General features: G+C 59.6%; 13 protein-coding genes and 1 pseudogene. 8 read left to right on the top strand and 6 right to left on the bottom strand.

The window, feature by feature from the left end; all coding sequences use genetic code 11:
- Positions 1-99: 99 nt before the first annotated feature.
- The gene (locus QZ409_RS15475) at positions 100-339 is read right to left on the bottom strand and encodes a hypothetical protein (RefSeq protein ID WP_296713131.1); all 240 of its coding nucleotides are present in this window, start codon (positions 337-339) and stop codon (positions 100-102) included.
- A gap of 466 nt (positions 340-805) precedes the next feature.
- Here QZ409_RS15475 and QZ409_RS15470 point away from each other — a divergent pair, with 466 nt between their 5' ends.
- Both QZ409_RS15470 and QZ409_RS15465 read left to right on the top strand, forming a co-directional pair.
- Entirely contained in the window at positions 806-1,300 is a 495-nt protein-coding gene (locus QZ409_RS15470; protein WP_342394850.1) for a transposase, read from the top strand.
- Positions 1,236-1,955 (top strand): annotated as a pseudogene (locus QZ409_RS15465) (IS110 family transposase); the annotation flags it as partial. The gene QZ409_RS15470 and the pseudogene QZ409_RS15465, both read left to right, overlap by 65 nt.
- A 375-nt stretch (positions 1,956-2,330) precedes the next feature.
- On the opposite strand, the gene QZ409_RS15460 reads toward QZ409_RS15465, so the two are convergent.
- The 3 genes from QZ409_RS15460 to mobC form a co-directional block, all read right to left on the bottom strand.
- On the bottom strand, positions 2,331-2,750 hold the full coding sequence (locus QZ409_RS15460; RefSeq protein WP_296713092.1) for an IS630 transposase-related protein: 420 nt from the start codon (positions 2,748-2,750) through the stop codon (positions 2,331-2,333).
- A gap of 89 nt (positions 2,751-2,839) precedes the next feature.
- A complete protein-coding gene (locus QZ409_RS15455; RefSeq protein ID WP_296713091.1) occupies positions 2,840-5,815 on the bottom strand; it encodes an LPD7 domain-containing protein in 2,976 nt (991 codons plus the stop codon).
- Positions 5,812-6,216, bottom strand: coding sequence for a plasmid mobilization relaxosome protein MobC (mobC, locus tag QZ409_RS15450; protein ID WP_296713090.1), 405 nt, complete (start codon positions 6,214-6,216; stop codon positions 5,812-5,814). The genes QZ409_RS15455 and mobC overlap by 4 nt, the downstream gene beginning before the upstream one ends.
- Positions 6,217-6,690: 474 nt before the next feature.
- Between mobC and QZ409_RS15445 the strand changes: the two genes are divergently transcribed.
- From QZ409_RS15445 to QZ409_RS15430, 4 genes are all read left to right on the top strand, one after another.
- Entirely contained in the window at positions 6,691-7,188 is a 498-nt protein-coding gene (locus QZ409_RS15445) for a hypothetical protein (protein ID WP_296713088.1), read from the top strand.
- A gap of 11 nt (positions 7,189-7,199) precedes the next feature.
- Positions 7,200-7,886 (top strand): P-loop NTPase, encoded by a 687-nt coding sequence (locus QZ409_RS15440; protein ID WP_296713086.1) that lies wholly within the window; start codon positions 7,200-7,202, stop codon positions 7,884-7,886.
- A gap of 34 nt (positions 7,887-7,920) precedes the next feature.
- Positions 7,921-8,295 (top strand): hypothetical protein, encoded by a 375-nt coding sequence (locus tag QZ409_RS15435; protein ID WP_296713085.1) that lies wholly within the window; start codon positions 7,921-7,923, stop codon positions 8,293-8,295.
- A 176-nt stretch (positions 8,296-8,471) separates the two neighbouring features.
- Positions 8,472-8,744 carry a WGR domain-containing protein gene (locus QZ409_RS15430; protein WP_296713127.1) on the top strand — a complete coding sequence of 91 codons (273 nt, stop codon included), beginning with the start codon at positions 8,472-8,474 and terminating at the stop codon, positions 8,742-8,744.
- Between the two features lie 376 nt (positions 8,745-9,120).
- On the opposite strand, the gene QZ409_RS15425 is transcribed toward QZ409_RS15430, so the two are convergent.
- On the bottom strand, positions 9,121-9,471 hold the full coding sequence (locus tag QZ409_RS15425; RefSeq protein ID WP_296713083.1) for a single-stranded DNA-binding protein: 351 nt from the start codon (positions 9,469-9,471) through the stop codon (positions 9,121-9,123).
- Positions 9,472-9,610: 139 nt separating this feature from the next.
- Here QZ409_RS15425 and QZ409_RS15420 point away from each other — a divergent pair, with 139 nt between their 5' ends.
- Both QZ409_RS15420 and QZ409_RS15415 read left to right on the top strand, forming a co-directional pair.
- Entirely contained in the window at positions 9,611-10,690 is a 1,080-nt protein-coding gene (locus tag QZ409_RS15420; protein ID WP_296713081.1) for an acyltransferase, read from the top strand.
- A 608-nt stretch (positions 10,691-11,298) separates the two neighbouring features.
- Positions 11,299-11,742: a hypothetical protein gene (locus QZ409_RS15415; protein WP_296713079.1), complete on the top strand. Its 444-nt coding sequence runs from the start codon at positions 11,299-11,301 to the stop codon at positions 11,740-11,742.
- Positions 11,743-11,785: 43 nt separating this feature from the next.
- Here the strand turns inward: QZ409_RS15415 and QZ409_RS15410 are convergent.
- Positions 11,786-12,068, bottom strand: a 283-nt coding sequence (locus QZ409_RS15410; RefSeq protein WP_296713077.1) for a DUF736 family protein, incomplete at its 5' end; no start/stop codon positions are given.

Raw genomic sequence — 12,068 nt, 5'->3', positions numbered from 1 at the left:
TTTCATTTCATTAGAATAATTCTAAATGGACCGCCTGGAGTTGCGGCGAGACACCCGCCTTTCGGCCATTGATCGTCGCGCGTCCGACCCATAGCCCTGTCAATCGACGCTGGGCGCCTTCAAAAGCGAGAACAACTCATCGACGGTCTGCATGGCGGCGGAACGAACGTGACGGGCGTCGCTGATGCCAGCGATATTCACGCCCGATACAATGGCCCTGATCTCATCGCGAAAGTCGGTGAGGAAAGAAATTGGGTCCGGCTTGTCGTTGGCGACGCGGGCGATGAGTCCCGTCACCAGAATTTGGCAGGCGATCATCCGTCCGTTCAATTCATCCATTTCACGTTCCCAAACTCCAGGCGTCCACAAGGCGCGCGCCGATACAGAGAGGGCAAGCATGGCGGCCGTCCGATCGACGATCAATGGTTTCGGCCGAATCTGGATTCGTTCTAATTTACAAAGAAAACCAGCGCACAGGATTGCTCAGAGTATGCCCAATCATGACGCTCGGCCTTGCGAAGCGCTCAAAACCCGCGCAACTCACGGCATTAGTACTGCGGGTGAAGCCAAAACCCACCAATTCGAGCATCGGCCGCGTTCCGCCGCGTCGAGAGCTTTATGGATCGATCGGCGATAGGCCGCTTTGGCAAATTAAGAGACCTTCCCGGGCGACCGCGGCTACGACCGCTTCGAGCTGGTTCCGTTAAAAAACTCCGCGGTTCCGCGATTGCGTTCCTGCTGAAGGAGTTTTTTCCAAGGTTTGAGTGTTGATGCGGTGTAGTGCGGGCGGCCGGGTGGCCGCCTTATCGGCGGGCTATGCCGCCACCGCCTCCATCGGCGATCGCTGGCCGCAATCGAGCCAGCTACCATTATTCAACTGCTGAGAAACTTTGGCGCACCATTCAAGCGCGTAGGGCTGGAAGCGGGGCCGACCTCATCCTGGCAGAAGGCTGGGCTGAGCGCCATGCGGAATAAGACAGACCGCAATGACGCGCGCGGAATCGCGCAACTCGTTCGCCTCGGCAGGTTTCGGCAGGTCCACATCAAGAGCGAAGAAGCGCAGCGGACCCGTATGCTGTTGGTCAACCGTCAGCAGCTCTTGACCAAGGCGTTGGATATCGAGAACTCGGTGCGCGGCTCCCTAAAGGCTATCGGCCTGCGGGTTGGTGTCGTAACCCGGCGGGGGGTCGAGGCCCGGGCATTGGAACTCGTTGCGGACGATCCCATTCTGCTCTCGATCGACGATGCGATTCGTCGCCGTCAAGTTCGAGGAGAAGCAGGCTTCGGCCGTGATTTTTAAGACTCGCGACCTTTTGGTCGCTCAACGAACGCAGATCATCAACGCCTTGCGTGGCCATCTGGGCGAATATGGTTTCATCGCGCCGCAGGGCGTCACCTATGTCGACAGGCTCATCGCCGAAGTGGAGAGCAATTCTTCTTCCGCTCCTGAAGCGGCCCGAGCGTGCTTGCTCCGGCTTGTCGATATTTTGCGCGAACTTCAGGCCGAGATCGCGGCGCTCGACGCCGATGTTGCCGTCCGTGCAAAGCGTGACGCCGTCGCCAAACGCCTGATGACAATTCCAGGAATCGGCCCCGTGATCGCCACCGCGATCGAGGCGCTCGCGCCCCCGGTGGAGACATTTCGGTCGGGGCGTGACTTCGCCGCCTGGATCGGCCTTACGCCAATTCAAAAATCGACGGGCGGCAAACCGCGGATGGGACGGACTTCCCGTATGGGCGAGCGCACGCTGCGCCGCTTGCTCATTATTGCTTGCTCGGGCGTGGTGCGATGGGCAAAACGCAAGGGCGCGCCGGCAAACTCGTGGTTGGCGCGGATGCTGGCCCGGAAGCCGCCCATGTTGGTGATTGTTGCTTTGGCCAACAAAACAGCGCGCGTCGCTTGGGCGGTGATGACGCGCGGCGAGGTTTATCGAGCTCCGCCTTCGGTCGCCTGAGCGAACGTAGGCGCGGGGCTGTCAAGATGTGAGAGGGACGAAGGACAGAAGTATGGCGCAACGTCGGTGAGACGGGGGCGGGAGAACCAGGCGCATGGCTAGCGCTTCGAGCGCGCTCCAGTGATGTGGACCTGCCCCACGAATCCCATACGGGCCAGCGGCGCGATTTTGCCGCATCATAGGCCGGATACATGACCGCACCCGATCACGCGCCGTTCGGTCCAAAGTTTTTCTTGCATCCAAGAGGGCGTCCCTACATGGCCATGTGGGATGCTTGCGCGCAACCGCTCGCCCTTGGGCGCTCGTCCGCGCAGCCGCGCCATATTGGTCGAGGCCCATGTTTCATCGATAAACACGAGGCGTTCCGGTTCGAGATCAAGCTGTCCGTCGAACCAGTCTTCCCGCCGTTTCAAGATGTCGGGGCGGTTTTGTTCGGCCGCGTGTGCGGTCTTTTTTAAACGTCAACCCGCAGCGGTCGAGGAATGTCCATAGGGTCGAGCGCGAGGCTTTCATGCCGCAGTCCGCGGCCAGCCGTTCAAGCAACTCGCTGATCGTCAGATCTGGCGTTTGCTCAATCAGCCCGAGCAAAAACTCCCGGTGCGGGCCCAGCTTGCTGCGCAGGGGCGGCCCTTGCTTGCGGGCGGATCGCTGTCCCGTCTCTCGGGCGCGGCGCACCCAAACGATTGCCGTCGCTGGACCAACGCCAAAATGCGCGGCCGAACCCCGGACAGACTTGCCAGAAAACGCGGCATCGATAACGCGATCACGCAAATCCTGGCTGTAAGCCCGGGCCATGGGGCGCCTCCCTCGCAATCACGAGAAAAGAATCGCATTCTTCCGCCCGTTTGGGAATCCCGCCTGAATCGGAAACAGCCGAACCCGCTCTAGCGGGTTTCCCCTTCGCCCTCGGTTTCCCCGCGCGCTCGCTGTTCGTCTCGTTGACGAAGACGCTCAGCGTTTTCGGAATCGATGCGACGCTGCCGGTCCGCCTCCGCCTGCCGCAAAACTTGCGTCTGTTCATGGCGCAGAGATTGAACCGCTTGGCTCTGATTTGGATCGCTAGGCAAAGGACGCGAAGGATTATTGTCGGCCGACTGGTCAGCCTCTCGCGCAGCGCGCGCTTCGGCGGCCGCGCGATAAGGCGTCGCCTCATTGCCAGATGCGGCATTGGTCTCGTGCGCGGCCTGGGCGCGCTGCGCCTGCCGCGTTTCCCGGCGCGCCTCCGTATCCACACGTTCGCGAATGCCTTCCAGTCCGACGGCGCGCTCTGCGGGTGTCGTGTTCAAAGCTGGCTGCGCTCCAACTGATCGACCAGGCTGTTCCTCTGGCTTCGCGGCGCCTCGCACGTCTCGACCTTTGCTTTGAAAGGCCTGCCGCGCTTCGAGCTCCGCGCGCAATTCCCTGATACGGTCCTGCATTTCGGGATTGGTGATCGTGTAGCCATGTTCCGCCGCCAAACGCGCCGCCGTTTCCTTGTAGGCGGCGCTGCCGTTGACCGTGATCGTCTCCCATTTCTCCGAGGCCAGTTTCAAGGCGGCGTTGACGGTCTCGGGATTGTTCCAGTCTTTCACCTCAAGCTGCTGGCCTTTGTCGATAAAGGCGAGCGCTCGCAATTTGCCCGTTTCGGGATCGTGGCGGCTGTAATGGATCTCCGAGCCCTTTTGAGCATGGGTGAATAAACCGCCAAACTCGCGCGGCTTCGGATCGACATGCTTTTCACCGGCGATTTCGCCGGGCGTGCGATCAAGAATTTCCTGCGCCTTCGTAGCGGCTTCGGCCTTTACAAGAATCTCCGCCGCTCTGCGCATGAGCGCATCCTTATCCGCGCCCTCAGCCAAAAACTTACCCATGCGATTCATGGCTTCGGCCATATTTTTACGCGCGGCTTCCATGGTTTCAGCTGTTCTCATAGTTATGGCCTCAGAAAGGGATTGCGATTGGAATTTGTTTTCGGTGCGCGGCGCCAAAGCCGCCTCAACGCGCCGTTGGAACGGTAAAATGGCGGCTTCGCTCAATTCCGGAACAGGCTTGCGATGCGCCGACAGGGCAGGGGACACCACAAAGATTTTTCCCGGCTGTTCGCGCGATGGTTTTAACTCCGACAGCCGCTCGGCTGGCACGTCCAGATAGACTAGGCCCGTTCCGGGTTTTGCCGCGTAGGATTCTGCCAGGGCGCGGTCAGTCGCAAACAGCGGAGACCTGCGCGCGTCGCCGGAACCAGTCTCGGCGCGATAAAGCCGCATCGCGCCGGCTGCAAGCGGCGGCAGAGAAACCGACTGGCGAGCACCCAATTCTTTCCAATTCGATGCTGCTTCCGCAGCGTGCCGGCGGCCTTCCTCGCGGGTGGGCGTAAAGATTTCGTGGTTCTGGACCCGTTCGATGCGCCGGCGAACATTTGGCGGCGCATTGCCGCGCTCCATCATCTTCACATCCTTGAGCTTATAGGCCGGCGCATGGGCCTGATCGAAACGACGAACCGCCTCCATCGGAATAAGCCGCTCGCGCGCTTCCTCAGCCAAGGTTTGACGCCACCGCGCAAAATCCTGAATATTCGGATCGAGCTTCTTGCCCGTTTCATGCGTCAAACGAACCGCCGCGTGAACATGGATGTGCTGGCGATTGGTGTGCATCACGAACACATATTCATGCCCGGAAAACTCCCGCGCGAGCGTCGCCCGCGCCGCGTCCATGAAGGCGTGCTTGTCGGTTCCCGGCTTGGCGCTCATGATCACATGGGCGAAATCACGCGGCGCGCTCGACCGCATCGACGGACGCCAGGCTTTGGCGATCTCGAGCGCAGGATTGAAGCCTTCTGGTTTCGGCCGATTGGCGTTGCTCGGCTTTTTGCCAAACGAACGATCCGCGGCCGCTTCAAGGCTCACCCCCGCTTCGGTTTCCGCCGAAAACTGACCCACCTTGGTCAAAGCCGCGAGCCGGGTTGTTGCCCCTTCGACGCTATGCGCCCATTGGACATCGGAAAATTCCGCCTCTTGCCCGAAAGCAGCGTCGATTTTCGTGAACAGGCTATCTTCGGATTTGGCGTTGGCGAAAATCCGCTCCAGCTTGCCCTTGGCGTCACGGTGCGAGCTCGCCGCCACGGCGACAAGATGGACCGCCGTTCTCTCGTCATCGGCCTCAAGCCGCCAGGCATATTTGTGGCCAACAAGGGCAGAGCCCAATGCGTCCCGGACTTCGTCGTCGCCGACGGCGCCCTCCAAGCGCATTGTAACCGCGAAAACATCGTTGGACGGTCCGCGCACCTCGTCGCCGCGCCAATGCGCCGCGAGACCGGCGATCGCGGCCTTGCCGGTCATCAGACTTCCGTCCTCGCGCTCCAGCGACAATTCGCCCTTGTGGCTCTGATAATTGAGAAGCGAACTCGCCCGGCCGGCGCCAGACCCAAAGGAGGCGAGCTTCACCACCGCCGCTTGCGAGCCCATGGCCAACCCCGCCTTGGCGGCGAGCGGCGAGCGAGGCGCCGAACCGAACAAATGGGAGACCGCACCCGACGCGGCCGGAGCCGGAGGCGCGGGAAAACCGCCCGTCAACGCGGGCGCCGAAGCCGATCCCCCTCCCTTGACGGCCCCAGCCTTGCCCAACGCCCATTCTTGCTCGGCGAGCGACAGCGGTTCCGCTACGGGCGCCGCGAGCCCCGCATAGGGCAGGGCGTTTGAGGAGACGCTTCTCGGCGCCGCCGGCGCATCGCGGCGAATCGATCCAGCCGATGCCCCCGCAGAAAACGCTTGGTTGGAGTCCGAGGCCTCCAGCAAGGCTTGGCGTTCATAAAAATCCTTCGCTTTTCGCAGCTGCGACAGCTGCGCCGACAAAGGCCTGAGGTCATAGGCCGCAAGATCGATCATGCCGCCGGCTCCGCCACAGCCGCCGCCGCCCGCCGATAGGATTTAACGCATAGCGAGCGATATAGCCGGTCCAACTCGCCAATCGCCTCCGCCACGCCGTCGAGATAGTTTTTAAGCTCCTCGCCTTGGATCAAATGGCCGGCGTTCATATGATGCACCGCCTGGTTGAGGTTGACGCCGACCGCGCGAATCTGCCGTGTCAAAGCGACGACTTCGGCCCGCGCCTCGCCAGAAAAGGTCGGCCCCAGCAGCGCAGCCGAACGCGCCAGTCGACGTAAGCCTTCGCTCGGAGTGATGCCCTGCGCCGCGCAAAAGGCGCCGAACAATTCATGTTCTTCCGCGCTCATGCGCAGGCTGCGCGTGATGTCCTTGCGGCGCGAGGATTTTTGTTTGTCTGCCATGCGAATTCGACCTGAAGAAAGCCAACCCGACGGATAGAGAGCCGATCAAGGCCGCAAAAGCCGATCTGCCCCCGAGGGGACGGTTTGGCCTCGCCAAACTGCCGGACCCGACTTTAGCTCAGCCAGACAGGGCACACAAGAAAAAGTGCGCTACTTTTTCCCTATCCTGCCAACAACAACCCCTTTTAGGCGGATTTTTTATTTCCTACTGAACCACTTACATAATATTATATTTTTCATTACGCTAATTATCGGACAATATTGCGAGAGATATACGCTAATTTGCGACCGATTTCCGATTATCGACGCCTGTTCGCAGATGGCAATCGGACACCTTTCGGACAAATGCCCGGCTCACTGCGATAGAGCCGGGCGTCGTTCCAATCTCGATCGGCTCTCTCATTGACCGCGATAAGGACGTAAGGGGAAGGAAATGCGATTGCCAGAATTGCCATTTTTTTATAATTATGTGGAATGAGAATTTCCAAAGCGCAAATTTCCAAGGCGCGCGCCAATCTCGAGGCGGCGCCCGTTAAAGAAGCCGCCGAAAGCGTCCGCGCCGCCATTCTCCAAATGCGACCCGAGCTGATGGCGGCCTTGATCGAAAAGAATTGGTCCTTCGTCGAGCTTCGAGACTGGCTCGCGGCTCAGGGCATCGAAGTGTCCTTGGTCGCGTTGCAGCGTTATCTGGTCGGCGTTCGAGCGGCGAAAAAGGCCGCAGCTGGACAAGACGCCTGGGCAGCCCCAGCGAAAAAGGCGGCCAGCGCGCCGGCGCCTCCTGCTTTGCCGGCGCTGATGAGCGGGCAGGGCGAGACGCAGGACACTTCGGTCCGGCCTATCCCGCCGCCGCCGAGACCTGTCCCACCCATGCCCAAACCGCAAGTGTCGGGAGAGCAGGGGACGAGGGCTCCGGATCCTTCCGTCCCCCGCGCCTCGTCCTTTCCCGTGCGGCGGGATCGAGAGAACATTTAGAGGAGCGTTTGATGACCAAGCCCATTTATATCGTCGGCGGCAGCAAGGGCGGGGTCGGCAAGTCCCTCGTCTCCATGGCGCTCGTCAATCATCTGTCGCAGGCTGGCGAAGAGGTTTTTCTCATCGACGCCGACACCTCCAATCCGGACGTCTGGAAATGTTATGAGGGCGAGATCGCCAGCGAGCTGGTCAATCTCGACGAAGCCGACGGCTGGATTCGCTTCGTCAACATTTGCGACGAAAACAAGGGGAGCGCAGTCGTCGTCAATACCGCGGCGCGCAACAATTCCGGCGTCGCATCTTACGGAAAAACCCTGAGCCAGTCCTTGGAGGAGCTCGAGCGGCAATTGGTGACGCTCTGGGTCATCAATCGGCAACGCGACAGCCTCGAACTGCTTCAGGACTATATCGACGCCATCCCCAATTCGACCGTCCATGTCTTCAAAAACGGCTATTTCGGCGCCGACGCCAAATTCGAGCTCTACAATGGCTCCAAGGTGAAAAAATCAGTCGAGGCCAAGGGCGGCAGATCGCTTTTGTTCCCCGACATGGCCGATCGCGTGAGCGACGATATTTACAGTAATCGCTTGAGCATCGCCAAAGCCTGGCAGACCATGCCCATTGGCAATCGCGCCGAATTGCGTCGTTGGCTGGAGGAGGTCGACAAGGTTTTCGGACCGGTCGCCGCCAATGGCTGAAGGCGCCGAAGTTGTTTCGGCATTCGAAAAGCTGTTGGGCCGAACGGCAACGGAAGCCGAGCGCGTGCAATTGCGAAAAATTCGCGATGCGCTCGATCTTCGCGACAATGACGCCCTGTGGTCGGTCCTGTTCGCCCTGCAATATTACGACAGCCTCTATCGGCAATTTCCGAAGGCCATAGCGGCCGAAGCCACGAAAATTCTCGCGGAAACCCGCGCCGCCTCGGAAGCCGTCATGCGCGCCAATGTCGCTTCCGCCCACGCCGATCTCGCGCGAGCGGTCGCATTGACGGCCCAGGGCGTTGCGCGATCCGTCGCTCGTCGTTGGCAACTCCGATGGACCATTATTGGCGCGGCTGTCGGCGCGATCATTTTTGCCAGCGGTGTTTTCGCGGGGTTGCGTCTTTAGTAGCCGACGACTTCACCGATGCGCCAGGCGTTCCACAGATGGTGCGCGGGAGAATGCCGCGGTTGCCCGCTCAGCCGCGATGGAGACGCCGGTAATCGATCCAGTGAATCAATGAGAAGCTGATTGATTCAGAAAATGAATTGGACGCGGGGATCGCGCTGCGCGAGACTCGCGTCATGAAAGATGCAGTCATTAAGCCCATCCATCTCCGGCGCGTAGACGCCGCGCGAAACATGCGGCGGTTCTACGAACTCGCTCTGCAACCGACGCTGTTCGGCGGCGTTTCGCTCATGCGCAGCTGGGGCCGGATAGGCTCTTCCGGGCAGTCGATGATCGAGACGTTCAACCTGGCGGAGGATGCGACAAACGCGCTAACTCGCCTGATGGCGGCGAAGCGTCGGCGCGGGTATCAAGACCGGATGTTTCAGGTCGCTGAATTGGAAACGTAAAACAAAAAAATGGCAATCAACAGCAACATAATCGTCTAAATTAGGTATTCGCATAATAATGATTATGGAACTTGCTTGTTAATGGCATTCATTTACTAACATATATTATCATTAATTTCGGCATGCGTGAAGTCCTTACCTCTATAAAGCAAGGAACAATGATAGGCCACAACATATAGTTTTCTTGGGTGAGAACCGGATAGGCACGGTCTATCCGATGACGTCGGGACAGGCGGGAAGCCCCGTCCCGCGCGGCTTCCCGCCGAACACGCTTCGTGCTCCGACATTAGGACGATTTTTGGCGGCTGGAAAACCCTGCGGATCAAACCAGATTCGACGCCAACCGCACCCAATCCGGTTCGACGCGTCTTACAGCTCAATCTTCGGCGCGCGGTCCGGGCGTCAGACGCTCGATCGTGCTGACGATGACATCGGTCGAATAAACCGGCTGGCCATCCCGCGTAAATTTGTTTTCGGCAATACGCGCTTCGGCATAAATCGCGTCGCCCTTTCTGATGTTGTCGACCACCCATTGCGCCGTCTTAGGATTGAGGATGGTCAAGGGAACCCAATCGGTTTCCTCGCGCCTTTCGCCACTTTCTTTGTCGATCCAGGTTCGATTGGTCGCGACTGACAGTTTCGCGACCTTATTGCCCTTGGCGCCATCAAAACCTTTGGCGTCCGCGCCGGCGTGGCCGCGGATGATGACTAAATTCGTGCTGCCCATGGAAAATCTCTCGTGTTGGAATTTTTCGCGCGCTCGGGAATGGATTCGGATATGAAACCGAGCTTTCCCAAAACGCGCATTTTATTATAATGACTTTCGCCACCCGCTTGGCAAGCCCTTTTGAAACTCCCTGGACCGAATGAGCGAGACGACCAAGACGGCCAGTGAAGGCCGCATCGCCGCCATTGATGAGCTGCGCGGCCTCGCCTTTCTTGCCGTGCTGGCTTCGCATTTCGGCCTGGCCTACGGCCTCGATTCTTCGTTTGCCTATACCCTCGCTTTGCCTGCCTTCGGCGTCGGCGTCGATTTGTTCTTCGTCATCGCGGGATTCTTCGCCGCGCAGAATTTTCAGCAGCTGACGGTGTTGGCGCAAGGCGATTTGAAAATCGCAACGGTCGCTTTCTGGCTCAGGCGCGGCATCCGAATTGCCGTCCCCGCCTGGGCCGTTTTGATCTCCATTGCTTTGGTCCGGCATTGGATAGGCGGCAGCCGGACAGACACCGACCTCTTCGCGGCAGCAACCTTTGTCGCCAATTTCTACTGGGCGTCCTGTTTCGGCCAAGACCTCCCCTGCCCCGACCACATGGTTTCCGGGCACTTCTGGAGCCTCGCCCTGGAGATGCAATTCTATCTCGCCGCGCCGCTCATGCTGATTCTGCCGCGCCGCGTCATTTTTTCAATCGGGACGTTGATCGTGATTTTTGGCGTTATGGCGACGCGACCCCTTGGCGGATATTTGTGGTCCGTTCGCCCCGAAGGTTTTCTCCTCGGAATGGCTCTTGGGCGACGACGCCCCGCTCTGCCCGCGATCGGCCTTTTGCAAGCCATCTACTGGCTCTCCGTCGCCGCCGTTTTCGAGCGCATTGCGCAGCGCGGCTTTTCCGGGGCGAGCCTGACGATTGTTGGGATCATTTTCGCCTGCGTACTGGCCGGCCGTCTGGGCGGCGAACCGGCATTCGGCCACGCTGCCGCCCTCCTCCGCAGGATTGGACGCGGCTCCTACGCGGCCTATCTGGTTCACCTCCCGATTCTTGCCGCGATCCGCGCTCTGACGATTGTCTCCCTCGGACCAACCCTATCGATGGCCGCCGCCATTTCGGCCATTTTTGCCGCGACGATCATCGCGGAATTTTGCATCGTGCGGCCAGCGGCCAACCTAAGCCGACACGCTTCCGATTTCTTTATTATAATAAATTGCCCATTGTCCGAAGTTAAGTAACGCCGAAATGCCGAAAATGCCGATTGCGCAACGAGGCCCACTGCTGAAACGGATTCTTTTGTCGTCTGGGATTTTTTCGCCATCTATCATTCTCTGGGCGCGCACGCCAACACCTATGGCTTGCACAGTGATGTTTTGCACCGCCAGCGGCACCGTCCCTGGCAAGCCTTTCCGGCATGCGTTCCACCAGTTTTCCAAGCCCTCTCAGACTTAAATGGCGGCATCACCGGGGCAACATGCCCCAAGGCCGGGGCCTACGGCAACAGCACCCCAATCTAGCAAGAAATCACCAACGCCGGCGGCTCCATCAGGCTATCGTGCCCGCACGCGTATTCAACGTCTCCAGAGACGAGCATTTTTCGAGGAACCATCCGCACGAAATTTTCCTCACGGTCAAATCGGCGTCAATTTAATGACAAGATTCCATTTTAACAGTTTGGCGATTTCTCTGCGAGTAAAGCGCCGCGCCGCTTTTTGCGACGCAATTTCATCAACTGATTTCAGGCCATATGACTGCCTGCGGAATAGTCAAATTGAAATCCAGAATCAGAAAACGCAGTCGGATCTTCTGCAAACCCCTGAATCTCCATTTCCCGCAAATTTATCGCATGCATTTTTCGCGACGCATGCCGGCCGAGCAAACCTCTGCGGCGCCGGGCGAATGGATAGCTGGAAGCCACGCCGAATTTTCTCTCTCCGGCGAGGCGTCTTCGCGGTCCGGAATTGTCTGTGCCGAACCCATCGAACATCTGGCGCCGTCCGACCAAAATTCTCTGGTCCTGCGCCACCACTGGTCGCGCTCTCGGGCTCAGGCCTATCTTCAAGGTGTAGAAGATAGCAATTCCGTCCTGCCGATCGGCGGCGTTTTCGTTTCCGACGAAGCCTTCTTCACATTGATCCAGCGCGCCACGTCTAAAGCCTGGCGCGGCCCCGCCATTTTCTACCTCGCCGACCTCTTCGAAGACGACGGCGTCTTGGGCGCACAGAACTGGGAGACGTCGGCTGCTTGCGACGGAATCATCAAGCGCACCGACATATTTTGCAATGACTAATGCGGAAGACCCCGGCTTGGCAGCCGGGGCCTTGTGCTGAGGGTCAGTCTCCGCGGCGACCGCTGGGGCGTGACCAGATCAGCGAGAAGCCATCACCGTCCTCGTCGTCGAAGAGGTTGGCGTAGATCGGAGCGGTGAAGCTCGGATCGTCGAGCTTGAGGCCCAGATAGTCGCGGCCTTCGTTGGAGCGCTTGGACCAGGCGGCGCCGATCTCGACGCGGCCCACCATGACCCGGTGGCTGGGGGCGTTGTCGCCGGTGGCGCGGATGTCGGGGACGATGCGCACGCCCTTGGCCCGGACGCTGAGGGTGACGATTTCGCCGCTG

It is taken from the genome of Rhodoblastus sp. (genome assembly GCF_019449565.1).
GTDB lineage: Bacteria > Pseudomonadota > Alphaproteobacteria > Rhizobiales > Beijerinckiaceae > Rhodoblastus.
This window is presented reverse-complemented; position numbering and strand designations above follow the sequence as displayed.

Bases quoted from the DNA above. Each gene is read 5' to 3' on its own strand.
- QZ409_RS15460 (WP_296713092.1), bottom strand. From the start codon at position 2,750: ATGGCCCGGGCTTACAGCCAGGATTTGCGTGATCGCGTTATCGATGCC.
- QZ409_RS15420 (WP_296713081.1), top strand. From the start codon at position 9,611: ATGAGCGAGACGACCAAGACGGCCAGTGAAGGCCGCATCGCCGCCATT.
- QZ409_RS15455 (WP_296713091.1), bottom strand. From the start codon at position 5,815: ATGATCGATCTTGCGGCCTATGACCTCAGGCCTTTGTCGGCGCAGCTG.
- QZ409_RS15425 (WP_296713083.1), bottom strand. From the start codon at position 9,471: ATGGGCAGCACGAATTTAGTCATCATCCGCGGCCACGCCGGCGCGGAC.
- QZ409_RS15445 (WP_296713088.1), top strand. From the start codon at position 6,691: ATGAGAATTTCCAAAGCGCAAATTTCCAAGGCGCGCGCCAATCTCGAG.
- QZ409_RS15475 (WP_296713131.1), bottom strand. From the start codon at position 339: ATGGATGAATTGAACGGACGGATGATCGCCTGCCAAATTCTGGTGACG.
- QZ409_RS15440 (WP_296713086.1), top strand. From the start codon at position 7,200: ATGACCAAGCCCATTTATATCGTCGGCGGCAGCAAGGGCGGGGTCGGC.
- mobC (WP_296713090.1), bottom strand. From the start codon at position 6,216: ATGGCAGACAAACAAAAATCCTCGCGCCGCAAGGACATCACGCGCAGC.
- QZ409_RS15415 (WP_296713079.1), top strand. From the start codon at position 11,299: ATGCATTTTTCGCGACGCATGCCGGCCGAGCAAACCTCTGCGGCGCCG.
- QZ409_RS15430 (WP_296713127.1), top strand. From the start codon at position 8,472: ATGAAAGATGCAGTCATTAAGCCCATCCATCTCCGGCGCGTAGACGCC.